The sequence below is a fragment of the Sporosarcina sp. ACRSM genome, assembly GCF_022346545.1.
Lineage (GTDB): Bacteria > Bacillota > Bacilli > Bacillales_A > Planococcaceae > Sporosarcina.
Map to the genome: position 1 here is coordinate 22386 of NZ_JAKRNU010000008.1, position 25566 is coordinate 47951.

23 protein-coding genes are annotated in these 25566 nt (G+C 43.2%); 4 read left to right on the forward strand and 19 right to left on the reverse strand.

What is annotated here, in order from left to right; translation table 11 throughout:
• Positions 1-14: 14 nt before the first annotated feature.
• Genes MHZ95_RS13360 through mce form a run of 3 tightly spaced genes read right to left on the reverse strand, consistent with a single transcriptional unit; the run spans position 15 to position 3112 of the window.
• Positions 15-1136 carry a M20/M25/M40 family metallo-hydrolase gene (locus tag MHZ95_RS13360; protein WP_239391243.1) on the reverse strand — a complete coding sequence of 374 codons (1122 nt, stop codon included), beginning with the start codon at positions 1134-1136 and terminating at the stop codon, positions 15-17.
• Between the two features lie 13 nt (positions 1137-1149).
• Positions 1150-2697, reverse strand: coding sequence for an acyl-CoA carboxylase subunit beta (locus MHZ95_RS13365; RefSeq protein WP_239391245.1), 1548 nt, complete (start codon positions 2695-2697; stop codon positions 1150-1152).
• A complete protein-coding gene (mce, locus tag MHZ95_RS13370) occupies positions 2684-3112 on the reverse strand; it encodes a methylmalonyl-CoA epimerase (RefSeq protein ID WP_239391486.1) in 429 nt (142 codons plus the stop codon). Before mce ends, MHZ95_RS13365 begins: the two co-directional genes overlap by 14 nt.
• A gap of 114 nt (positions 3113-3226) precedes the next feature.
• Here mce and prli42 point away from each other — a divergent pair, with 114 nt between their 5' ends.
• The gene (prli42, locus tag MHZ95_RS13375; RefSeq protein WP_239391246.1) at positions 3227-3325 is read left to right on the forward strand and encodes a stressosome-associated protein Prli42; all 99 of its coding nucleotides are present in this window, start codon (positions 3227-3229) and stop codon (positions 3323-3325) included.
• A 249-nt stretch (positions 3326-3574) separates the two neighbouring features.
• Here prli42 and MHZ95_RS13380 read toward each other — a convergent pair whose 3' ends face one another.
• The 4 genes from MHZ95_RS13380 to MHZ95_RS13395 form a co-directional block, all read right to left on the reverse strand.
• Complete coding sequence (locus tag MHZ95_RS13380; RefSeq protein ID WP_239391247.1) at positions 3575-4015, reverse strand: BrxA/BrxB family bacilliredoxin; 441 nt, start codon at positions 4013-4015, stop codon at positions 3575-3577.
• 217 nt (positions 4016-4232) lie between these two features.
• Entirely contained in the window at positions 4233-4685 is a 453-nt protein-coding gene (locus MHZ95_RS13385; protein ID WP_239391249.1) for a DUF3237 domain-containing protein, read from the reverse strand.
• Positions 4686-4743: 58 nt separating this feature from the next.
• Positions 4744-6120: an MFS transporter gene (locus MHZ95_RS13390; protein ID WP_239391250.1), complete on the reverse strand. Its 1377-nt coding sequence runs from the start codon at positions 6118-6120 to the stop codon at positions 4744-4746.
• Between the two features lie 130 nt (positions 6121-6250).
• On the reverse strand, positions 6251-7519 hold the full coding sequence (locus tag MHZ95_RS13395) for a phenylacetate--CoA ligase family protein (RefSeq protein ID WP_239391252.1): 1269 nt from the start codon (positions 7517-7519) through the stop codon (positions 6251-6253).
• Positions 7520-7714: 195 nt separating this feature from the next.
• Between MHZ95_RS13395 and MHZ95_RS13400 the strand changes: the two genes are divergently transcribed.
• Entirely contained in the window at positions 7715-8521 is an 807-nt protein-coding gene (locus tag MHZ95_RS13400) for an IclR family transcriptional regulator (RefSeq protein ID WP_239391254.1), read from the forward strand.
• Between the two features lie 20 nt (positions 8522-8541).
• On the forward strand, positions 8542-9315 hold the full coding sequence (locus tag MHZ95_RS13405) for an IclR family transcriptional regulator (protein WP_239391256.1): 774 nt from the start codon (positions 8542-8544) through the stop codon (positions 9313-9315).
• A 50-nt stretch (positions 9316-9365) separates the two neighbouring features.
• Here the strand turns inward: MHZ95_RS13405 and MHZ95_RS13410 are convergent, their stop codons facing one another.
• From MHZ95_RS13410 to MHZ95_RS13445, 8 genes are all read right to left on the reverse strand, one after another.
• The gene (locus MHZ95_RS13410; protein ID WP_239391258.1) at positions 9366-10721 is read right to left on the reverse strand and encodes an MFS transporter; all 1356 of its coding nucleotides are present in this window, start codon (positions 10719-10721) and stop codon (positions 9366-9368) included.
• A gap of 142 nt (positions 10722-10863) precedes the next feature.
• On the reverse strand, positions 10864-12132 hold the full coding sequence (locus tag MHZ95_RS13415; RefSeq protein ID WP_239391260.1) for a TRAP transporter large permease: 1269 nt from the start codon (positions 12130-12132) through the stop codon (positions 10864-10866).
• 1 nt (position 12133) lies between these two features.
• Positions 12134-12628 (reverse strand): TRAP transporter small permease, encoded by a 495-nt coding sequence (locus tag MHZ95_RS13420; RefSeq protein ID WP_239391262.1) that lies wholly within the window; start codon positions 12626-12628, stop codon positions 12134-12136.
• Positions 12629-12761: 133 nt separating this feature from the next.
• Positions 12762-13799: a TRAP transporter substrate-binding protein gene (locus tag MHZ95_RS13425; RefSeq protein WP_239391264.1), complete on the reverse strand. Its 1038-nt coding sequence runs from the start codon at positions 13797-13799 to the stop codon at positions 12762-12764.
• 163 nt (positions 13800-13962) lie between these two features.
• A complete protein-coding gene (locus MHZ95_RS13430) occupies positions 13963-15084 on the reverse strand; it encodes a cupin domain-containing protein (protein ID WP_239391266.1) in 1122 nt (373 codons plus the stop codon).
• A 49-nt stretch (positions 15085-15133) separates the two neighbouring features.
• Positions 15134-15625 (reverse strand): DinB family protein, encoded by a 492-nt coding sequence (locus tag MHZ95_RS13435; RefSeq protein WP_239391268.1) that lies wholly within the window; start codon positions 15623-15625, stop codon positions 15134-15136.
• Positions 15585-16574, reverse strand: coding sequence for a fumarylacetoacetate hydrolase family protein (locus MHZ95_RS13440; protein WP_239391270.1), 990 nt, complete (start codon positions 16572-16574; stop codon positions 15585-15587). Before MHZ95_RS13440 ends, MHZ95_RS13435 begins: the two co-directional genes overlap by 41 nt.
• Before the next feature lie 221 nt (positions 16575-16795).
• Complete coding sequence (locus MHZ95_RS13445) at positions 16796-17998, reverse strand: FAD-dependent monooxygenase (RefSeq protein ID WP_239391272.1); 1203 nt, start codon at positions 17996-17998, stop codon at positions 16796-16798.
• 221 nt (positions 17999-18219) lie between these two features.
• Here MHZ95_RS13445 and MHZ95_RS13450 point away from each other — a divergent pair, with 221 nt between their 5' ends.
• Positions 18220-18972, forward strand: coding sequence for an IclR family transcriptional regulator (locus MHZ95_RS13450; protein WP_239391273.1), 753 nt, complete (start codon positions 18220-18222; stop codon positions 18970-18972).
• A gap of 142 nt (positions 18973-19114) precedes the next feature.
• Here the strand turns inward: MHZ95_RS13450 and MHZ95_RS13455 are convergent, their stop codons facing one another.
• From MHZ95_RS13455 to MHZ95_RS13470, 4 genes are all read right to left on the reverse strand, one after another.
• Entirely contained in the window at positions 19115-20662 is a 1548-nt protein-coding gene (locus tag MHZ95_RS13455) for a class I adenylate-forming enzyme family protein (RefSeq protein WP_239391275.1), read from the reverse strand.
• A gap of 141 nt (positions 20663-20803) precedes the next feature.
• Positions 20804-21982: an acetyl-CoA C-acetyltransferase gene (locus MHZ95_RS13460; protein ID WP_239391277.1), complete on the reverse strand. Its 1179-nt coding sequence runs from the start codon at positions 21980-21982 to the stop codon at positions 20804-20806.
• Between the two features lie 33 nt (positions 21983-22015).
• Positions 22016-23719, reverse strand: coding sequence for an acyl-CoA dehydrogenase family protein (locus tag MHZ95_RS13465; protein WP_239391279.1), 1704 nt, complete (start codon positions 23717-23719; stop codon positions 22016-22018).
• A gap of 18 nt (positions 23720-23737) precedes the next feature.
• Entirely contained in the window at positions 23738-25288 is a 1551-nt protein-coding gene (locus tag MHZ95_RS13470) for a class I adenylate-forming enzyme family protein (RefSeq protein WP_239391281.1), read from the reverse strand.
• Between the last annotated feature and the right edge of the window lie 278 nt (positions 25289-25566).

Genomic DNA, 25566 nt, shown 5'->3' on the forward strand with positions numbered 1-25566 from the left:
AAAAAATCTCTCCTTCACTTATCGGCAGCAACGCGAACAATTTCCAGTAGCAATTCTGTCAATTTGTTCAGTTCCTCAACGGGCATCCGTTCATTTTTCGTATGGATTTCCTCGTAGCCAACCGACAGCGTCACCGTCGGAATACCAGCACCGTTGAAAATATTGCCATCACTTCCACCGCCGCTCGTCATCAATTCGGGAGTCCGTCCAATATTGCGGATCGCTTGCATTGCTGTCTGGACGACGGGAGCCTCTTCTGTAAATCTGAATCCAGGATACATAATTTGGACTTCTGTTTCCGCTTTTCCACCCATCAACTCAGCTGTGCGTTCATACGTTCGCACCATATGTTCCGTCTGTTCATTCAACTTGTCCGGATCAATAGAGCGCGCCTCCGCTACAATATGCACTTCATCACAGACGATGTTCGTCGCCTGTCCTCCTTCGAAACGGCCGATATTCGCTGTCGTTTCTGAATCGATCCGTCCAAGTGACATAGCGGCAATGGATTTTGCCGCAATATTGATGGCAGAAACGCCTTTTTCAGGTGCTACACCGGCATGTGCAGTTTTCCCGTGGATTGTCGTCTGCAATTTCGCTTGGTAAGGTGCAGCGGTCACGATACCGCCCACTTTTCCGTCACTATCGACCGCATAGCCGTATTTTGCTGTGATCAATGACGCATCCATTTCTTTAGCACCGACAAGGCCGCTCTCTTCGCCCGCTGTAATGATAAACTGAATATCCCCGTGTGGCTGACCGCTTTCTTTCAACGTACGGACCATTTCAAACAAAGCAGCAATCCCTGCCTTATCGTCCGCTCCAAGAATGGTCGTGCCATCAGAATAGACGTAGCCGTCATCACTTAATTCGGGCTTGATGCCTTGCCCCGGAACGACCGTGTCCATATGACAAGTGAAATAGATCGGATCGGCATCCTTTGCTGTCCCTTTCAATGTAGCGATCAGGTTACCAGCGCCATGACCGCTACGATCGTCCGAATCGTCTTCTTCGACGTCAAATCCGAGCGCGGTCATTTTCTGCGTTAATACATCCGCGATTTGTCTTTCATCTTTTGTTTCTGAATCAATTTGGACAAGTTCTAAAAATTCATTAAGTAATCGTTGTTTATTCAAAATAGTTCTCCCCTTATAGTGGAATATTTCCATGTTTCTTTTCCGGTCTGATTTCTTGTTTATTGCGCATCATTTCCAAGGCTTGCAATAGTTTTATGCGTGTTTCGCGCGGATCGATGACATCATCGACCATGCCATGCGATGCCGCCACATAAGGGTTTGAGAATTTCTCACGATATTCTTCGATCTTTTCCGCGCGTGTTTGCTCCGGATTGTCGCTTTGTGCGATTTCCCGGGAAAAGATTATGTTGGCAGCGCCTTCCGCACCCATAACAGCTATTTCCGCATTCGGCCATGCATAAACGACATCAGCGCCAATGGATTTGGAGTTCAACGCCACATACGCGCCACCAAACGCTTTTCGGAGAATGACCGTTATTTTAGGAACGGTTGCTTCCGAATAGGCATATAAGATTTTCGCACCATGACGGATGATGCCACCGTGTTCTTGTTTTATACCCGGGAAGAAGCCGGTTACATCTTCAAATGTAATCAGCGGAATATTGAAAGAATCGCAAAAGCGGATGAATCGGGCAATTTTATCTGATGAATCGATATCCAACCCGCCCGCCATCACACGTGGCTGGTTACAAACGAGTCCGATGCTTTCCCCTTTCATACGCGCCAGTCCGACGACGGCATTCTTCGCAAATTCGGCCTGAACTTCCATGAAAGAATCCTTGTCCACGACTTGGTCAATCACTTTGCGGACATCGTAAGGCCTGATCGTTTCAAACGGGACGATATCCGCTAAATCGGCACGATAGTCATCTTGTACTTCATACTCCGCAAGCGGTGATCTTTCCCGGTTATTTTGAGGTAAATAACTGAGTAGTTTTCGAACATTTCCCAGGACGGTTTCTTCATCTTTCCCACGGAAATGTGCATTTCCGCTAATCGTGTTATGTACTTTCGATCCGCCTAGATTTTCAGATGAGATCTTTTCCCCTGTTACCGTCTCGATCACTTTCGGCCCAGTGATGAACATCTGGCTTGTTTCATCCGTCATGAATACGAAATCCGTAATGGCCGGAGAGTACACAGCACCGCCCGCACAAGGGCCGAGAATAACCGAGATTTGCGGAATGACCCCGGAGTAGATCGCATTACGATAGAAAATCTCACCATATCCATCGAGGGAAACAACGCCCTCCTGAATCCGTGCCCCCCCCGAATCGTTCAAACCGATGAAAGGTGCGCCATTTTTAGCCGCCAAATCCATGACATTAGCAATTTTCATGGCATGCATTTCCCCAAGTGCCCCTCCGAAAACGGTGAAATCTTGCGAGAACAAGTAGACAGGGCGACCGTCAATCTTTCCATAGCCCGTCACTACACCGTCTCCGGGTCCAACCTGCTTGTCCATTCCGAAATCGCGTGTCCGATGGGTGACAAACGGATTCAATTCCACAAAGGTATCCGGATCAAGAAGCAGATCGATCCGCTCACGAGCCGTCAGTTTGCCTTTTTCATGCTGTTTGGCAATCCTTTCGTCTCCGCCCCCGAGTTCAATTTCTCTTTTTTTATCGTATAATTCATTAATCTTCTCATAAATATCCATTTCCACATTCCCCTTTCCCGCTTTTATCGCAAAGTTCATATAAGACGCCAAACGATGACTTCGGATGGAGGAACGCAACTTCAGCCCCGCCAGCACCATTTTTTGGTTCTTCTTGCAATAGCTGGACACCTTTCTCGCGGAGCTCACGCATTCTTGTGCGGATGTCCGACACGCCGAAAGCGATGTGATGAACTCCTTCCCCACGCTTTTCAATAAACTTTGCGACTGGTCCGTCTCCCCCAAGCGGTTCCAGCAGTTCAAGTTTTATATTTCCAGCATCAATGAACGCCACACGAACTTTTTGGCTCTCCACCTCTTCAATGGTTAAAAGTGTAAAACCGAGCGTATGAACATAATATTCGAGTGTATCGTCAATGCTTTTCACGGCAATTCCAACATGATCGACTTGCTGCATCATCCTTACTCCCCCTTTATCCTATTGTACATTTTATCTCGTTCAACTGCTATATGTTGTGAAATCTTTCAGTTCTGTTAAAATAGACATATAAAAGTTAAGGGGTTTTGACGGATGAGCAATAAGAAGGTTCAAAAAGTTATTGTTTTAGTGATGATCATCGCCATGGTCGCTTCTAGTCTCATGTTCGGACTTAGTACAATGTTTATGTAAAAGAAGTCCAAAAGGCTAGTTGTCCGATCGAAGGCGATAAACATAGGAAAAGTCCCAAGCCGGGATGGAAACAACAAAAAAACAGTCCACATGTGCGATTTGCACGGTTGGACTGTTTTTTTCCAATCGTCTAGGCTCCGGCGCCTAGGGGCTCTGGTCATAAGCCGACTTGGCTATGAGGCAAAAAGCGCCTCTTCGCCAATCCGTCTTATGCCTGTCGCCCCTGAACAGGCGCCTGCGCATTTGTTTTTAAACCTCTTCGCAGTATTCCTCAAATTGGCTTTGTAAATTTGTCACAACAGACATCGGATCATGACCTTCAATTTCATAACGACCAATTTCAGCGACAAGTTTTCCATCTTTCAATAGGGCAAATGATGGAGAGGACGGTAAGTGATCTTCCCCGAACAACATACGTGCTTGTGCAGTTGCCTCTTTGTCTTGTCCTGCAAATACAGTGACGAGATGATCTGGACGCTTGTCATAATGAACCGCATGGGCAGCTGCTGGACGTGCGATACCTCCCGCACAACCGCAAACAGAATTGACCATAACAAGTGTCGTGCCAGAGCGCTTGAACGCCTCTTCCACTTGTTCAGGTGTTGTCAATTGTTCATAACCGCTTGCTTCCATTTCAGAACGTGCTGTTCTAAGTATATCGTTCATGTAAAGGTTGAAATCCATATTCACTACAATCGAACCCCTTTCTATTTTCCACTTTATCATAGCAGGAGCAGTGAAAAGTTGCAAAATATCAATTTGCAAAAAACCTTATGATTGTCTATGAAAAAATTCTGATTTCCCATATTTATATAACTTCATGCAAATCTAGTAGGCGACTTTTCTTCCTTTTACCATTTTGTGAAAAGAGGGTTCCCCTTTGCGCAAAGGGGAACCCTCTTTTAGATTACAATCGAAAAACCTCAATCTCTACATAGGATGGTTTCCGTATGCCTTCTCCGACAAAAATCATTTTATTGAGATAGTCATACTTCTCACTACCCGTTTCAAATACGGGTGATGTTTTAAAATAATAGGAACCATCAGGTACTTCTTCACCACGAATAAGCTTGTCAATAATCGCTTTCGGACCATGTCTGTAGCCTTTGTTGACAACATAAATCGGAACTCCATCATCGGTTTGAATGGTATAATGGGCGATCACCTCCGTCACGCCATCATGGCGAATGAGCTGATAATCCGCTCCGCCTGGAAGGATGATCCCTTTTATATCAGGGCCTTCAAATGTTCCACCAGTAATCGGTATGACCCTTCTAATTCCACTCCCTACATCTCCGATTTCAATGGGTTTATCCACTTCAATTTTTGCTGTAAATACATGATTAAGATGACTAACCATAAAAGCTATCCTTCTCCATTTCTATTGGTAATTATCCCCCATAAACTTACTAGACGTTTTAAGTGTTAGCGATATTTGCTGATTTTGATTGTTTTGTTTCATTCTTTGCCTGTTGTTCCCCCTGCTCTGTCGCCAGTTTATGTTGTCCATGTTTTTCTTGTACAAATAGCATCGCGAAGCCACCGAGGACCGCTGCACTTGCAATCGCCGCAAAGTTATACTGAGGCTGTAAACTGATGGATAATAAAATCCCGATGAACGTCGGTGCCGCAATCCCGCCTAATCGACCAAACGCCATCGTACTGCCAAGAGCCGTTGAACGCATGTCCGAGGAATAGTACTGGGATACAAAAGCATTCGAAATATTTTGCACGCCAACCGATGCCGCACCGATCACTGAAATCAAAACGAAAGCGATCAGCATACTGCTTGTAAAACCGATGAGCGCCAAGGCGATCGCTCCACAAAAGAATAAGGGTACAAGTACTTTCTTAAAACCTAGCTTGTCAACTAAAGGTCCAAAAACGAGTGTCCCGGTAATTGCACCAATTTGCATGACCGCTGTAAACAGTAAACTTGAGCTTAAGTCATAGCCTGCTTCCATCATCAGACGCGGAAGCCATGTATTCATGGAATAGATTAAAACAAATGCACTGAAACAGGAAACCCAAAACATGGCCGTACTAAATCCACGTTTTTCTTGGAACAACCTCGTGACAGGAGAACCTTTTTCTTTCGAAGTTGTACGGACAACCTCAATTTCCCCTTTCAAAGTCGGATCGATTTTCAATAGAATTTTCTTTGCTTCTTCTTTTTTCCCTTTACGAAGAAGGAAACTGACCGATTCTGGAATATCCTTAATTAGCAAAGGGATGAAAAGAATCGGAATCCCTGCCAACCAGTATACCGGCTCCCAGCCCGCTACCGGAAGAAGTGAACGACTCGTAAGCGCTGCAGCAAGTGCCCCGACCGAATAACCACAAAAAACAAACGAGACAAGAGCCGTACGGATACGCTTTGGTGCAAACTCCGTCGTCAATGCGATGACGTTCGGCATCACGCCTCCCAAACCGATACCTGCTATAATACGGCAAATAATGAACAACGTCGGTCCGTTGGCGAAACCAGATAACATTGTAAAAAAACTAAAAATGAAAGTAGTGAACAAGATGACATTTTTTCGTCCCATCTTATCGGACAATATGCCAAAAATGACCGCCCCGACTGCAGTACCTAACACCGTGTAACTGCCAATCGCCCCTGCTGTCACATCAGAAATCCCCCACTCCTGAATAAGCAAAGGGACCGAGGCGCCATAAATGACAACATCGTAGCCGTCAAACAGAATAACGAGAAACAGCCAACCGATTAGCCAAATATGAAAGCGTTGCATCCGACTATTATCAATGACCTTCATTGGATTGATTTTTTGCATAACATTCTCCCCTTAGTTGTCAAATTCTTATGTATGAAAAGGATCCGCTTGTCAGCAAGGAATGACAACAAGCGAACAAAGATCCACACGCCCCATTGTAAACGCTTCTATTAAATGGGAAAGGGGATCCTTATGCTTGATCCCTTACATCCAACACTCGCTTTGCTTTCATTGTAAATCGTGGCAACGTACCCGCTTCAACATTTTCCACATCGATTCTCAAGCCGATTCGCTCTCTTAAACGGGTCGCTAAAATAGGTGTAATTTCGGATTTTGTCTCGATCTGCACTTTTACTTGATCCATTTCGGCTTGGGAATAGTAAACAACCCTGAATTCTTTCACTTCTGGAAATTCCCTTACAATAGCTTCAATAGAGGACGGATAAATATTAATACCCCGAATGACTACCATATTATCAGCGCGTCCAATAACGCCCCCTGGGAAGAAACTGTATGGGTTGCCACATGCGCATACTTCGTTCGAATGGACGACGATATCCCCTGTCCGGTAACGGATAAGTGGATACCCATAACGTCCAAGATTGGTCAATACCAATTCCCCTTTTTCTCCGACAGCAACGGATTCCAATGTATCAGGATCAATCACTTCGGCTATAAACTGCGCTTCGTTGACATGAATCCCGTTTTGTTCTGAACAAGAATAGCCATAAGCCCCCATCTCTGTCATGCCGACATGATCATAGAGCGTAGCTCCCCATAATGTTTCAATTTGTGATCGGATCGATGGCACTGATCCACCAGGTTCACCTGCAGTAATGATTTTCCGAATACCCGTTTGAGTTAAAACGATTCCGAGTTCTTCTGCCACCTCTGCTATATGTAGCGCATAGCTTGGAGTACAGAGAAGGACCGTTGCTTCATTTTCAATCATACAAGTCAACCGTTCTTTCGTGGACTGGCTTCCACCTGTAATAACGAGCGAACCATTCTTTTTAGCCGCTTCGAATGCCCCCCAGAATCCGATAAACGGACCAAAAGAAAAAGCAAGAAACACATGGTCTTCCTTTGTCACACCACTTGATCGGAAGACTTCCAGCCAACACTCTTCCCACCACTCCCAGCTTTCCTCCGTATCCAATACTTTCAGCGGTTTTCCGGATGTTCCGGACGTTTGATGATAACGAACATAGTCCACTGTTGGATAGGAATGATTTTTACCAAAAGGAGCATGATTCTTTTGATCCTCGACTAATTCTTGTTTAGTCGTCAATGGAAGTTTGCTCAATTGCGCTGCCGATCGGATCGGTAATTGGATATCTTTGAATTTCTGCTGATAAAAACCATTGTATTGACTGACAAAAACAAGCAATTGATTCAATCGATAGAGCTGATGATCGGATAGTTGTACATCTTTACATTGTGATGACAAAACTGTCATTGACATCCCCCTCTTTTCTCCTAGAATACATTCCCTTATTGCACTGCTTCACCTTACTAGACCCGGTCCCTCTTACAATCCTATAAGGTTTCCCTGAGCTTTCCCACCTCATTGTTCTTCTATATGGAATAAAACATAAATTTTCTAACCTTTCCGATTAGTCGTGTTATAATTATAGAACAGAGGAGTGATTGTATGTCGGTAAAAGAAGGAAAACAAACCTTTTCTTCCATCGAAAATGCACTACGTATTTTAAAAGCCTTCTCGATGGATTCTCCGGAACTGAGGGTGACAGATCTTGCAGAAGAGTTGAATCTGGCTAAAAGTACGGTACATCGATTATTGACAACGATGGCTGGTGAAGGATTTGTTTTTAAAGACCCGAGATCCAGTGCCTACAGTCTGGGTGTATCCGTCCTCTCTCTGACAAATATCGTTCATTCCCAGTTACATATTTTAGAAGACGCAACCCCGTTATTGAATATGCTGACGGAGAAAACAAGAGAAAGTTCACATATCGCAATATTAGAAGGCAACGAAGTGATTTATTTACAAAAAATAGAAAGTGAATATACTTCTCGTATCACGACACATATTGGACGACGCAACCCCGTTCATTGTACAGGTAGTGGGCAAGCGATCCTCGCATTTGAAAAAGAGGGAGTCATCGACCAATTGCTAGCCAAACCGTTACAACGATTTACAGAGAACACAATTACGGATGCGGATAAATTGCGTAAGCGATTACATGAAGTGAAACAACTTGGCTATGTGGTCAACAGCGAAGAATTCGAAAAAGAGATTATCGCCATCGGTGCGCCCATCTTCAACGAAAAAGAGGAAGTCATTGCCTCTGTCAATATTACCGGACCAGTCGTTCGTCTTGAGAAGCGGGCGAAACAACACCAATCGATCGTTGAAGTCGTCCATACGGCTAAACGCATCACCGAGCTGATCAAACTACGAAAGCGCAATTCGTACATGCAACAAAAGCCATACTAATTTTTTGAGAGGTGTATTCCATGCCCGGCACAATAAAAGATAAATATATCCTTTCATCTGTAAAAAACGCGATGCGCATTTTACGCTTATTTAACGCTAAACAAAAAGAATTAGGTTTGACAAATATTGCAGAACAAATTCAGATACCGAAAAGTACCGCGCATCGAATGGTCTCTATATTAATGAAGGAAAATTTTTTATCTCAAAATCCTAGGACAGGCAAATATAGGCTCGGCTTATCACTGTTAACACTTGGAGGGGTCATTTCCACCCATCATGAAATGTACAAAGAAGCATTACCAACCGTGCATTCACTCGTCAATCGATTAAATGAAACCGCCCATATCTGTCTGCTTGAAAATGATGAAGTGGCTTATTTGTTTCGAAAAGAAAGCGAACGACAACACCGCCTCATTACACAAATTGGCCGAAAAAATCCGATTCACTGTACCAGTGAAGGGCTATGCATTTTAGCATTTCAAGATCAGAAAACAATTGAAAGAGTACTCGCCATGCCGATGTATCCATATACGCCAGCATCGTTTACACTGCCTGAACAAGTTTTAGAAGAGCTAGAAAAAATCCGCCAGAGAGGATATGCCTTCTCAAAAGATCAGTTTTACGAAGGCTTCGTCGGCATCGCAGCTCCTATACGGGATTATACCCAAAATGTTGTCTCTTCCTTATCGATCATCGGCTCCACAACAACGATCACGCCAGATCGCTTTCATTTTTTCATTGAGGAAATTATGGAAGCGGCGGCTGAAATATCCGAGCATTTGGGTTATTACTAACATGCATAAATACAAAAAAGCGTATCATTGTCTGATACGCTTTTTTGTATTTACACTTGGCGCAAATCCGTTCCCGTTGGTTCGATTGACATTTTGTCCTTTTTCACTTGTGTTTGTTTTTGAGGCACTAGTGATAAGGCGATTGCGGCGATCACTCCAGGAATCGCAAATGCGATGAAGTTCAATTGAATCGGCAAACTGACAGATAAGAGGAAGCCTCCCAAAAGCGGACCGAGCATACCGCCGATTCTCCCCACGCCAGATGCCATACCTAATGCGGTGGATCGGATATAAGCCGGATAATATTGGGAAACATAAGCTTGTACAATATTTTGAGCTCCGATCGTAGCAGCCCCTGCAACCGCTACTAAAAAGTAGATCAAGAAAGGGCTTCCACCAAACCCAAGTAGTGTTAAAGCAACTGCTCCAGATGCATACATCGGGATAAGCATTTTTTTCGAGCCGTATTTATCGCATAACCGGGCGATAATGAGTGTCCCTATAATCGCGCCACTTTGAAGGGCGATCAGAAAGCCTAAGCTGGAGTTCAGTGCATATCCCGCCTCCATCATCAACTTCGGAAGCCAAGTATTCAAACCGTACACCATCAGTAAACAACTGAAAAATGCAATCCAAAACATCATTGTACTTAAAGCACGCTTCTCTTTAAATAAGCCGACAATCGGTACTTTTGTTTCCGTTGCTGCTAGTTCTACAATTTCATCGGAAGCAGTAAAGGTCGATCCAGGACTAACCTTGGAAAGAATGGCGAATAGCTCCTTCTTCTTACCTGTTCGGATCAAGTGACTCGACGTTTCCGGTAGTTGCTTATACATTATCGGTAACAGTAATAACGGCAATCCGGCAATCCAAAAAATAGACTCCCATCCGAAAGACGGCATTAGTATAATCCCTAATAATGGAGCCAGAATCCCTCCGACCGAATAGCCGCATAACACGATGGAGACCAACATATTTCTCATGGATTGCGGTGAATAATCCGTCAACAAGGCAATCACGTTCGGCATAATGCCACCAAGCCCTAAGCCTGCTAAAAAGCGGAATGTGGAAAACATCGTTGGCGTTTGTGCGAATCCGCACAACAAAGTAAATAAGCTAAACAACACGACAGTGATGACAATTACGTTTTTCCTTCCGATACGATCGGCCAATGTTCCAAAGATGATTGCACCGAACATCATCCCGAAAAGTCCATAACTTCCCATGGCCCCCGCTTCAACTGAAGTAAGGCCCCATTCCTCAATCAGAAGCGGCACAACCGTCCCGAATACCACGAGATCATACCCATCAAACGCAATAATGAGCAAACTCCATAATAACAGTCCCATGTGGAAGCGGTTAAATTTACTAGTAGCAATAATCTTAGTTGTATTAATAGAAGCCAAATCTTCTCCCCCTAGTTTGCGATGCACAAGATTCTCGGTGGAACAGAAACACTGTGGGCGTGTGAGATTTCCCCTCTGCTTTAATAAGCAGGATGGGTTCCATTCGTGATAAACCGGTTTGGAACCCTATCGTAAATTCGTTTTATAACGAAGGTAACCAAAGAGTCAGCGGCGTCCAATAAGTAATGATTAACAATACTGCCAATGAGACGATTAAGAATGGCCACATTGCTTTTATCAAAGCTCCAAGCGATACATCGGATAATGATGAAGCGATATAAAGACCGGAGCCAACAGGCGGTGTCAATATTCCAATCGTCAGGTTGATACAGATAATGACCCCAAAATGAATTGGATCAATTCCGTAATTTACTAAGAGCGGTGCAAAAATTGGTACAAGGATAATCAAAGCTGCAATCCCATCCATAAACATGCCAAGTAATAGAAGGAATATGTTTACAAGCAGTAAAAATAATAATGGATTATCCGTCAACGCGACCATCCAAGCTGCAATCTTTTGTGGAACCAATTCAAATGAAAGCATCCATCCGAACAAATTCGCCATCGCAATGAGTAGTGTGATGATTGCAGTTGTAACGGTTGTATTCACTAAAATGCTCGGCAGCTTACGTAAATCAAGCTCCTTATAAAAGAAAAATCCGACAATCAAAGCGACAAGACAAGCAAATGCTGCAGACTCTGTCGGTGTGAATATCCCACTGAGAATTCCGATGATGATAATTGTTGGAACAAGCAAAGCCGGAATCACTTTGATAAAGGAGATGAATACTTCACTTACACGCGCACGCTGTTGCGTTGGCCATTTTTCTTTCATCCCTATAAATGCAATCAGCATAATAAAAGAAAGCCCTAGAAGAATGCCCGGTAAAACACCCGCGATAAACATCGAGCCAATGGATACACCTGAACCTACACCATAAATGATAAACAGCATACTTGGTGGAATAATAGGGCCTAATAACCCTGCTGCTGCAGTCGTCGCAGCGCTAAATGGTCTTGAATATCCTTCCTTCTCCATTGAAGGGACCATCGTCCGGCTCATCATCGCAATTTGCGCTGTCGCAGAACCGATGATTGAAGCGAGTAGCATATTGGCAATGACATTCACATAGGCTAATCCCCCTCTGAAATGCCCTACGAAACTTTTGGCAAAATCGATCAGCCTTTTTGTAATCCCGCCAGAATTCATTAACTCCCCGGCTAGCATAAAGAGGGGAATTGCAAGTAATCCGTAGTTTTCCATCCCTGAGTAAAGCCTTTGTGGCACGGTAAGCATTAACCCCATATTATCTGTTGCAAATATGTATACAATCGTCGTCATTCCTAAAACAAATGCAATCGGAATTCGAAGTAGTAAAAGTACGACGAAGAGAATTAGCGCAATTGTCATCTTAAAAAGCCTCCCCGTCGCTGGAATATAACCCTTTAACGAGCAACTCCAAAGAATGGACCAACATGAATACAAAGCTTATTGGTATACATAGGTATGACCAAATTTTGGGCATTTGCATTGTATTCGATTTTTGGACTAAAATATTTGGCGAATTCAGCCAATTAACCGACAAATAAAGCACATACCCAATAAAAGCGACCATCACAAGAAAACCCATAATTAAAACGAATTTCTTCACTTTTCCTTTCAAAAAGTCCGTTAGCATGGTGATAGACGGAGAGGCATTTTGCTTAATCCCCATACTCCCGCCAATAAAGGTGATCCATGCAAGTGAAAAGATAGCTATCTCATCCGACCATAGTAAAGGGACTTTTAAAAAATAACGATAGATAACCCCTGCCGATAAAGATATCAAAATAGCCGCTCCAAAAATGACCGCCAACACTTTCTCAATTTTATACACCCAATCACTTAATCGATAAACAATTTTCAACAGTCCCACCGCCTTTTGGCAGATTATAAATATATACGCAAACGTTTACATGTAAACATGCTTAAGTCAGCATGGGAAGTTGGGCGGGGCCCCTTCCCATACCGGACATTGTTAAGCATAAGCTGGATAACAATCAATCATTCTGTGCAGTCTCAATAAACGATTTGATGATTTCGGATTCGTTCGCATACTGAGTTCTCACTTCTTCGGCAATGCCATCAAATGCAGAATGGTCTTCCAGCTCCTGCACTTCAACACCATTCTTCCTCAACTCTTCAAGGTTGCTTTTTTCCCTTGCAATTGCTTCCTGCGCTCCCCAATCTACTGCAGTCTTCATAGCTGTTTTAACAATCTCTTGATCTTCTTCGGATAGTTTGTCAAAGCTTGCTTGACTCATGACAACAACTGTCGGGAAAGTCATCTGGTTAGTTAACGTCAAATACTTTGCATTTTCATAATACTTCTCCGTTACAAGGGCATCTAAGTCAATATCCATACCGTCAATGACTCCGGTTTGTAATGATGTATAGACTTCTGGGAGTGGCATTGCTGTCGGACCTGCACCAGTTTTTTCCCAGAAACTTTGCATAGCTGGACTTCCGATAATTCTAACTTTCTTTCCTTTCAAGTCTTCAGGAGAACCGATAAATCCTTCTTTCATTAAAATGTGACGATTTCCTGCAAATGCGATATCCAAACCTAGTAACCCTTGTGATCCCAATTCTTCAAGCATTTGTTTTGTCTCTTCCGACTCACGCATTTTATTCGCATCTTCTAAATCACTGAATAGAAATGGCATAAACCATGAGTTTAAAGTAACTTCACGCGTACTCATATAGGCATTTGTGAGAAAACCAAAGTCGATAGAACCCGTTTCTAGCTGTTGAACCATATCTTGTTCAAGACCAAGTGTTGAAGCAGAATAAATATCCAGTTTCATTCTTCCATCTGATAGTTTTTCAAGCTCTTCGCCAAACTTTTCAGCTGTTTTATGCCAAACATGTGATTCTTGTACAACATGTGAAGCTTTGAAGGTGTATGTATCGCCTCCGTCATTTTTGCCAGCGTCAGCGCTTTGCCCATCGCTCCCTCCACAGGCTGCCAACGCAAATAATGCAGCCCCGGCAAGCATGGTCAACGATAACCACTTTCTTTTCTTTCTAATTTTCATGTTATTTCCCCCAGTATTCGAACATCCGTTAGTTCCGCATGATTTCGACATATTTTTCACGATTATTTATATGGCTAGAACCCCTTCTAAACATCCAATTAGGCTGTTTGAAAAAGGGGTCCTCGACCTTCTTTCACTGTTTCATTGCATTTAGTGGTTCACTTCATCGAACCGCTTTAAATTCATCTGTGACATCCTGATGTCCATTATTCGAATCATATACTTGTTCCTGTTCCAATTCGAAGCGATCCATGATCGGCAAGTCGTTGACCGAGAATAGATACGCATCTTCTGAAGCGACATGTTCATGCCAAGCCCAGTTTGGAACAACGAAGTAATCGCCTTTCTTCCAATCGAAACGGATACCGTTAATGACTGTATAGCCTGAACCTTTATGCGCATGGTAAATGACCGAATGGGTATGGCGATGCGCTTTCGTATGGAATCCTTTCGGTAAATGTTGCATGCGTGATCCCATCGTTGGGTTCGCCGATTTCCCTGTTGAAGGGTTGATATATTCGATCGCGAAGCCATCATACGGATCCGGATCAAAATTCATTAAACCTTTAATCGCATCAACGGTGCGCGTCCACTTATAATTTGCAAGCGGGGCAACTGTAAACTTGCCGTCTCCGACAGGACGAACAATTCCACCGTTATACCGGAGCTCCGAGAAATTATCCGGTACATCCGGCTGCTGTAATCCATCGGCATACGGTTCAAAGAACGTGCCTCCGATTGAATAGATAGTTGGAATATCGAGTGCATCCATCCAGATCATCGGTTTATCTCCAAGATGTCCGTGTCCATGCCATAAATTTTTCGGCGTTGTCAGGAAATCTCCTTCTTCCATGAAGAGACGCTCACCTTGGACGATTGTGTAGGCTCCTTCCCCTTCCGATATAAAACGAAGTGCGCTTTGTGTATGACGATGCGATGGAGCTTCTTCACCAGGAAGTAGCAATTGGACAGCAGCATATAAAGTTTGCGTTGTCGATGCCCAGCCCCACGGTTGGCGGTAAGTCAATCCCGGGTTTTGGAAATAGATGGCACGTCGCTCCCCGCCACGCTCGGGTGTGAAAATTTCAGCTGCTTCCATCAGCTTTTTGTTCAATAACTCACCGCTCCAGAGATATGCTTCAGCTTGCGGCTTCGGCGATTTGTTCATAATTGCCGGAATCGCTTCCCAAAGTGGTCCAAGATTATACTGCTGGATATCTTTCGTGAAATCCTTTACCGTATCACTGCCCATGAATTCTTTAACATCATCTTTCACTTCTGCCATTCAAAACACATCCTATTCTTTTGTCGTGTAATTGATGGATCCGTCCTTATCAGTCGAGCTTACTTAGATTGCGTTGCACTTGGCTATAATGCTTCTCTACATGTTCCTCGAGGAAATGTTCGATCATGAACGAGACCGGCTTATTGCCGAATTTTTCGAAATTACGGTGAGGGTTTTCTGCTTTCAGATCTTCTTCGCTCAAATTCTCTAAGCCATCTGCCACTTTTTGCTTGAGCTCTTTGAATTCAGCGAACTGCTCGGAAACGTTCAACTCATCCGGATTGACCACTGCAGCTAAACGTGCCGAATCTTGCAATCCGCGTCCCCATTGAGCACCCGGCTCTGCCAACACGCGATCAATTTCGTTGAGCCAATATGGAACCGCTTCATTTAAGTGAGAGATGATTTGCAAAATAGACCATTCTTCATTAGTCGGATTCCAACGAATCGTCTCTTCCGATAAATTATCTGAAACCTTCAAAATTGCATCAATGCTGTTATTAATTGCTTGAATGGATTGGTTCACTGCGACGACTGTCATCTTTAATTTCCTCCTTTTGTAGGGACACTTTGTTCTCCAAGACACCAACTTTATCAATTTCAATTCGTACAACATCGCCATCTTTCAAGAATGTCGGTGGATCCATTGCAACGCCTACGCCACCTGGTGTTCCTGTTAAGATGACATCCCCTGGCTCAAGTGTGACAAGATTCGATAGGAATGAAACAAGTTTTGGAACAGAGAAGACTAGGTTTTCTGTATTCGTTTTTTGTCTCACTTCACCGTTAACCGTCAGCACTACGTCAAGGCCTGACGGGTTCGTCAATTCATCGGAAGTGATCAGCCAAGGTCCCATCGGTGCACTTCCATCAACCGTTTTCCCTTGTAGCCATTGAAGTGTACGTCTTTGGATATCACGGTATGTCACATCATTCGTAATCGTATAGCCCGCTACGTAGTCCAGAGCATCTTCTTCGGAGACATTGCGTGCTTGTTTACCGATGACAAATGTGAATTCAGCTTCATAGTCAAGCTGTTCCGAAATTGGATGGAATGGGATGTCATCTTCCGGACCGATAATTGTATTCGCAAACTTGGCGAATAAAACTGGATTGGACGGTAATTCACGGCCCATTTCCAAAATATGCTCTCGGTAGTTATGACCAACACAGAATATCTTTCCTGGTTGTGTCACTGGCGCTTCCACTTTCACATCGCTTTTATCATAGACGAGCTGATGTTTGAAGCTATTCGGATGTTCAAGTGCAAAGTCGACAGCTGCCCTTGCAATTTCCAAACTTTCTTTTCCGCCTTGCAGGAAGCCTTCCATTTTAGCTGGCACATAAGCTTCTGCAATTTCTTCAAAACGGTATTTGCCTTCATTTTGAAGTTGTGACTGGTAAGCATAGTTTAAATCGACTACTTTATCTCCGTCGACAAGTGCACCAATTCTTGAAAATCCTGCAGTAGTAAAAGTAATTAGTTTCATATGACTCTCCCTTTCAACTCATAGTAAATTTTTACGAAATTATCAGTTAGTAAACGCATTCATTATCCCGTTTTTTTAGATAATTCAATCCAAAAATATATTCCACTACTAGGATACTTTGTCTACTCATTATATAAGATAATCATATTTCATTAGATTGTCAATATTCTTGTTCATCTAATTATTTGTAGTGAATTAATTATTCAGAATGCAAACTCGGCTCAATGTGTCACTTTGTTTTTATTGTAACCATGGAACTTATCCACAAATTGAAAATCTTCCGAAGCACGGTTTTTCAAGATCGTATCACGCAGAAGGATCGTTTCCGGTGCGACAGCATGGATGATTTCTCCCCATAGACGTGCATTATTTTGAACATAAGCCGTTCTTGGAATGCGTTCTTCTTGATATTTCAAGAATGCTGTTTCAATATCTTCGTCACATTCTTCCACCATGTCAGCCAAATACGCTGCATCTTCGAATGCTTGACATGCACCTTGAGCGAGATATTGAAGCATTGGATGTGCTGCATCGCCCGTTAAAGTGATACGTCCTTTCGTCCAATTATTGAGCGGTTCACGGTCATACATCGGCCATCTCTTTTGACGCTGAATGAATGTAAGCGCTGTTTGTACGAGGCTACAGGTTCCTTCAAACACACGGTCCATTTCTTCCGGCGTCCCCCATTCGTCTGTAAACTGAATTTCTTCGCGGTATTCAGAACTTTTGAAAACGACGACTTGATTGTAAAGTTCACCGCGTCGAACAGGATATTGAACAAGGTGGAAATTCGGCCCGATCCACATATAGACATCATCAAGATTGCCAACTTCAGTTACATCCTCCATCGGGATTGCTCCTCGGTAGGCCACATATTCAGAACAGATCGGCTGATCATCAACAAAGAGTTTACGAGTATTGGACCATAGTCCATCAGCTCCGATTGCCGCAGAACCTGTATGTACATCACCATTTGCAGCCGTGACGGTCACCGCGCCATTCGCTTCCTCAGTTTTTACAATGGACTGATCGGTAACTAATTCAATGTAAGGGCTTTCCGCACAAACATCATATAAGGCTTTATGGAGATCTGAGCGGTGTAGCACGATATAAGGCGCTCCATATCTCTCTTTATACACATCTCCAAGGTCCAATGCAGAAAGCTCTTTGCCTGTATAAGCATCCATGAGAACAAGCCTTTTTGGAAATACTGCAATTTCATTGATTTTATCCATCACGCCAAAACGCTGTAAAACATTTGTTGCGTTCGCTGCAAGCTGGATTCCAGCACCGATTTCCAAAAATTCCGGAGCCTGTTCCAGTACTTTGACGTACTTTTTATTTTCCGCAAGTCCTAAGGCAGTTGCTAAACCACCAATACCTCCGCCTATGATAATAATTGGATTGTTTTGATCATTGCTCATAATGAAAACCTCCTGAATAAGTATAGTTCATAGTTTCGCTTCTCCTCATTCATTCTTATACAATCAAACCTTTTTTATTCCACTAATAGTGAACGAGGTTTACCATAAGTGTATTTTACAGTATTCTAATAATTAAAGTCAATACAAAATTATTTGAAATTTTTTAGAGGACTGTTTTTTGCTATACTAATAACTAAGAGAACAGAGGGAGTAGAGACATTATGATAGAAATCAAAAAAAATGGATCCACCATCCAATCATTACAAATCGGAATCGGGATCATCGATGTGATCGTGAATAACGGAAAACCTATGAAATTCGCAGAAATACAAGAAAAAACGAAAATGACCAAAAGTAATTTGTATAAATACATGAATACATTGACACAACTCGATTTACTCATCCGAGAAAGTTCAACAGGGCTCTATCATCTTGGTCCTAAGCTCATTCAATATGGGACGACTGCGATCGGCAAGCAAGATGTAGTGGAGCAGATAACCCCTTATTTACAAACAATCAGCCAGCAGACGAAGTGTTCTGTATTATTTGCTGTCGGTACTACAAACGGGCCTGTTATCGCTAAGATTTGGAGCCCAGATCAAATTCTCAATATAGGAGCACAAATCGGTACATTACTACCACCTAACTCGTCTTCCGGAAAGATTTTCAACGTATTTTATAATAATCACATCACCGAAAATTGGCGGGTGGCAGCAGAACCTTCCATGACAGATGAAGATAAGGAATTCCATAAAATTAAAGAAGAAAAGATCGCTTTTGCAAAGGAGCCATTGATCACTTCCATCTCTTCCGTATCGCTACCTATCCTGTCATACAGTGAAGAACTTGTCGGGATCATTGCAGTTGTCGGATTCACACCAGACATACCGAGTGCGATCGGTGACGAAACAAGCCAATATTTACTGAAGATGCAACAAGCGATATCTAAAACATTTGGGTACACAAATCCATAACACAAATTTCCAATTCATAGTATTTTTCTAAAAAAAGAGTGTAGACAAAGTTATTTTTGACTTGTCTACACTCTTTTTTGCAGTACATGCTGTAATTTAGTTTCCCTTTAGTCCGTTGACAAGTAATACTAGACAACTTCTTTTAAGATGTGATGGAAATATGATTGTCGAGTTGTTCCTTCAACTTTAATTTGCTTATTTTCCCTGATGCTGTGATCGGTAATTTGTCTAAAATAATAAATTTATCTGGAACTTTATATTTGACGAGCCGCTCTTTCATATACGCCAACAGTTGTTCCTCAGTTGTCGTAATATTTTCTTTTAAAACGATGCAAGCACATGTCAGTTCCCCGAATAATTCATCGGGAAGGCCAATGACAGCCGCATCTGCTATGGCAGGATGTTGGTGGAGCGCTTCTTCAAGCTCACGTGGGTAAATATTATAGCCGCCACGAATAATCAATTCCTTTTTTCGTCCGACGATTCTTACGTAACCATTTTCATCGATTGTCGCCATATCGCCCGTGTAAAACCAGCCTTCATGATCAATCACTTTGACGGTTTCTTCCGGCATTTTATAATAACCTTTTGTCACTCCTGGTCCTTTACAAACCAGTTCCCCGACTGCACCGACAGCGCATTCTTTCCGATGATCATCGACCACCTTCACCTCTACGCCGTGTACTGGACGACCGACGGTTTCCGAACGCAAGGTATCGTCATCGTCAAATCCAGTCATTGTCAGTGTCGCGGCTGTTTCCGTCGAGCCATAGGCGACAAGAACATTACAATTCATTTTCGAACGGATTTGTTTGACAATTTCTACCGGACAGGGCGCCGCTGCCATTTCCCCTGTACGAAGTGAACTCAGATCATAGTTATTAAAATCTGGAGAATTCAGCTCTAAAATAAACATTGTCGGCACGCCTGGGTGGACCGTCACTTTCTCCGTTTCAATAAGCGACAATGCAGTTTTCACCGAGTATTTCTGCATGATGACCAGTTTCCCGCCACAATAAGTTGCACGAAGGATGAAAGTCACTCCCATGACGTGGAAAAGAGGGTTTGGGATTAAAAACACATCCTCCTCTGTACATTTCATCCTTTCGGAACCTGCCATGGCAGAAAACAATACATTTTCATGCGTCAACATTGCACCTTTTGGACGGCCTGTCGTTCCTGATGTAAACATGATGGCAAATAAATCTTCAGTTGGGGCGACACGGACTTCTTCTGAATTATGCCCGACTAGTAATTCGGTATAGTTCATATAATCTGCCGCTTGGAAACGAACAGAAATGAGCGTTGATAGTGTTTCAGTCTCCTGGCTCAATTCAGAATAATAACTCTCAGTATCACAAAAAAGAGCTTTTGCCTCTGCCTGTTGCAAAATATAGACACTTTCTTCTTTACTGAAAAATGGATTGAGTGGAATTAAGACCGCTCCGACCCGGGCAATGGCAAAAAATGCCGTGACGTATTCACAGGAGTTTGTCAATGCAACTGCTACACGATCCCCGCTTGTCACACCGATCCGTATGAGCCCTTTGGCAAGGTTTGTCACTTCTTGATCCAACTGTCCATATGTCATTCGTCTTGATTCATCATAGATTGCTTCTCGATTCGGTAAACGAGTAGCTGTAGCTCTTAATGTATCACTGACATTTAGATTCGTTTTTAAGTTAGCCACATTTCTCCCCCTCGATTGTTGTGAAATCTTTCATTCCTTCTATACTCCTTACTTCGAAAAATCAAAAGTGTAAACGAAATAACAGTAAACCTAACGAGTGCCTGAAATATTTTTCATAGGCATTCGTTAGGTTAATGAATATTAGTCAAGAGCTTCCCAAATCGCCGCGATGCCTTGTCCCCCACCGATGCAGACCGCAGATGCGCCATATTTTTTGTTTCGTCTTTGTAATTCTTTAATGAGCGTATGCGAAATTCTCGTTCCGCTTGCCGCAAGTGGATGTCCAAGTGCAACGGCACCACCATTGACGTTTCCGATTTCCAAGTCAAACCCAAGTTCTTTTTGGCAAGCTAGATATTGTGCTGAAAAGGCTTCGTTAATTTCAATCAAGTCCAAGTCTTCCACATGTAGATCCCCCTTTTTCAAAGCGCCTTGAATCGCCGGGACAGGACCGATTCCCATATATTTAGGCTCGACACCTACCACATCCCACGAGACAAGACGAGCAATCGGTTTTAGGCCATTTCGCTCTGCATATTCACTAGAGACAATGACCACTGCTGCAGCACCATCCACCATACCGCTTGCATTTCCTGGTGTCACAACTCCGTTTTCGACGAAGCGCGCAGGAAGTTTTCCAAGCTGTTGCATGGAAGTTTCGCGGATGTGCTCATCTTCATCGATGACGATATCGCCTTTACGCCCTTTAACAGTGACCGGAACAATTTCTTCTTTAAAATAGCCTTTTTCTCTCGCTTCGATGGCACGAGTATGGCTGGCAAGCGCATGTGCATCCACTTCTTCACGTGAAATCCGATATTTTTCCGCAAGATTTTCCGCGGTTTCCGCCATTGTAAAGCCACAGTTCGTATCGAGCAGACCATCCCATAACCAGTCTTCGATGACCGGACCGCCGAGGGGACTTCCCCATCTCATACCAGGAATAACATGTGGCACTCGGCTCATACTTTCCGTGCCGCCTGCCAATACGACTTCCGCTTCGCCTGCCAAGATATACCGAGCTCCTGTTAAAATCGCTTCGATTCCCGTACCGCAAACACGGTTAATTGTCAAACCGGGCGTCTCAAGTCGAGTACCTGCTTTCAAACCGACATGCCGCGCCAAAATATGAGCATCTTTACTCGATTGTTGAACGTTTCCGAAGACGACTTGGTCAATGTCTTCGGCGTTAATATTCGATTTGCGGATTGCTTCTTTTGCGGCAATCACGCCTAATTCAGTTGCTGAAATATCGCGAAAAGACCCCGAAATCTTTGCAAATGGTGTCCGTGCACCTTCCAATAAAACGATTTCTGTCATTCTATACACCTCTTCTAAATAATTTGTTTTCGATTAAACAACATAACGGTCTGCAGCAATGACCCGGTCTGCAATGCGTCTTTTTGTTTCCACAATGTTTTCGGAACTACTGGAAATCAGTCGACCAGCAGCGTGTAAGAAAGTTTCGTCATCGCGAAGATAACCGGCCATATTCAACCCTTGGATTGCACATTGTTGTGCAGTTTCGTGGACAACAATTTTTGCACAATCAAGCTTTTGACTACTTTTTTCTTCTCCAGAACGATTGAACGCTTTTTCGGCACGAAGGACAGCGCTTTCACTCCTATAAATCCCAATTGCAAGATCTGCTAGAAAAGCAGCCACTTCTTGTTCTTTGTTTAGATTATCAATTCCAGCTTTCTGAATAGCTTGGATCGTCGCCTCATAATAATCTTTCATCAGTTTAAGTGTCTGTTTTGCGCGCTCTAGCGGACCATTGCCAATCTGATTCAGTTCACTATGTCCACTATACTTCTTCAATAAGGTCGATGCGATAATAATACGATTAATTTCATTAGTCCCTTCGAAAATACGGTTGATCCGTGAATCGCGGTAGATTGTCTCCACTTCGTATTCGGCCATATAGCCATAACCTCCGTGAATTTGCACCGCTTCATCAACGACAAAGTCCAACGCTTCCGTCGACATGACTTTATTGATCGAACATTCGACTGCAAAACGTGCAATCGTTTTGCCGTAATCTTCGCCTGTCTGCTTCATCTCTTCAAAACCATTTTGCATAGCCCCCGCCGTGCGATATACACTGCTTTCATTGGCATATGTGCGGATTGTCATATCGGCAATTTTCTGTTTGATCAAGTTGAAGTCAGAAAGCGAATTGCCGAATTGCTTCCGCTCATTGGCATACTTCACTGCCAGCTCAATCGAACGTTTGGAAGAACCAAGTGCTGTCGATGCCATTTTATATCGACCAATATTCAAGACATTAAAGGCGATAATATGTCCGCGGCCGATTTCGCCGATTACGTTTTCAGCAGGCACTTTCACATTGTCTAAAATAAGTGAGCGTGTGGAAGAACCTTTCAGTCCCATTTTCTTCTCTTCAGGACTGGTCGATAGTCCTTCATAACCTTTTTCAACAATAAAAGCAGTTATTTGAGTGCCATCCACTTTCGCATAGACGATAAAAACATCTGCAAAAGCTGAGTTTGTTATCCATTGCTTCTCGCCGTTTAACACATAATACTTACCGTCATCCGTCAGTTTTGCGGAAGTTTTCAGGCCCATTGCATCCGTTCCTGCAGATGGTTCTGTCAATGCATAGGCTGCAATTTTCTCACCTGTTAGCAATTTAGGTAAATAGCGTTCTTTTTGCTCTTTATTTCCAAAATAGGCGATTGGTAGCGCACCTATACCGGTTTGCCCGCCAAATGTGATCGAAAAGGAACGGCCATACGCCATCTTTTCAGAAATAATGGCACCGCTTACTTTTCCAAGATCCATTCCACCGTCTTCCTCCGGAATATCTGCACCAATCAGTCCAAGATCACCCGCTTCTTTAATAAGACGGATCGTTTCAGTAAATTCCTGATTTTCGATTTTTTCCAGTGACGGCATCACTTCATTCATAACAAATTTCTCTGCCAAATCCACTATCATTTCATGTTCATCAGAAAAATCTTCCGGTGTAAAGATCTCTTCGGCCTCGATGTTGCCAGTTAGAAAATGTTTTATCTCTTTCCCTTTAACTACCATCTCTTTCTTTCACTCCTTTTAGTGCGATACAGGGCTATTGATGGTTGACATAAGCTCTTCCCGCAACTTCACCTTTTGTATTTTGCCGCTAGCCGTGGAGGGAAACTCTTCTGTAAAAATGATTTTACCCGGTACTTTATAAGTGGCGATCTGTTCTTTCAAATAGTTTTTCAGTTCTTCTTCCGAAGTGGATTGGCCATTCTTCAATTGAATGACTGCACAGACAACTTCCCCTAATACGTCATCAGGAAGGCCGATAACTGCCGAATTCGACACAGCAGGATGTTTTGTCAATACCGCCTCAATCTCTTGCGGGTAGATATTGTAGCCACCGCGTATAATCATCTCTTTCGCGCGTCCCACAAAGTATAAATAGCCTTCATCATCCAGTATCCCGAGATCTCCTGTATAGAACCAGCCTTCAGCGTCAACTACCCGGGCTGTCTCTTCAGGCATCTTATAGTAGCCTTTCATCGTTCCGAAACTATGTATCGCAATTTCTCCTGTTTGCCCTGCCGGCAGTTCACTCCGATTTTCATCGACAATTTTCAACCGTACGCCCGGTATTGCTTTTCCAAGTGAACGGATGATTTTTTGCTCATCATCATCGTAAGGAGTCATGGTTACAGTACAAGTCTCGGTTATTCCAAAAGATTGACATAGATTCATTCCAAGACGATCACGCACTTCTTTCACTTTGTTCGGCGGTATTGGGGATGCCCCGACCATTCCAGCACGTAAAGTGGATAAATCGAAGTGATCAAAATCTTCCACTTCCAACTCTTTCAAAAACATTGTCGGCACACCTTGCTGAATCGTCACCCGTTCCTGTTCAATCAATACAAGCATTTCCCTCGGATGATATTTTTCCTTGATGACCATACGTGCCCCGACCGTTAGCCCTGTAAATAGATTACATGCCATGCCAAAAATATGAAAAAGAGGTGCAGCAATTAGAAATACATCTTGCTCTGTGCAGCGCAATTCTTTAGCAAGCGTATTGGCCGACTGGATCACGCCTCTATGCGTAATCATAACGCCTTTTGGTGTGCCCGTCGTACCCGATGTATAGAGCAAGCAGTACACGTCTTCATCTACATCTAGCACCGCTTCGTCTGCCTCCGAAAGTCTTTCGTTTAACAAATCTGCATAGGAAGTTGTTCCTTGTTGCTCAAAGCGAACCGTTATGATTAGAGGTTGATCCTCTTCAAGAATACGTCCATCGAACTTTTCTGTAACGAAAAGGGCTTTCGGTTCCGCATGATGTAAAATATATTGAACTTCATGTGCTTTATAACTCGGATTAAACGGCACAAGAATCGCACCGATTTTCGCCACAGCGAAAAAAATGACGGTTGTTTCATACCAGTTCGGCAATGCAACTGCAATCCGGTCCCCTTTTTTAAAACCTTGTTCGATGAAGGAAGCTGCTAGTTGATCAACGTCTTTTTTTAATTGACGATACGAAACGCGTTGTGTCAAATCGTAAATAGCCTCTTTGTTATGATGGATTGATTCTGCAAGACAAAGAAGTTCATAAACTGTCATTCGATTTTTATCTTTTGTCATATTCAATTTCCTCCTGCTTGAAGCGAGAATCACCATTTCAATCTGTCAACTGAATTCAAATACGCTCGTTTGTTTATCAATCATGCCTCGGCGTGATTGCGTCCAGATTTCGAATCGAGCTTGCTCGATTAACTCCTTTCAAAATCTGTGACATCCGCCGGAGGCTTTATCTTCGTTCAGCGGATGTTTGAACACCCACCGAACAGTAAACCAAAAAGCATTCATCTCGCCACCTATGGAGGTGGGAGTTTTCTGCTGAATGAAGATAAAAAAATGAA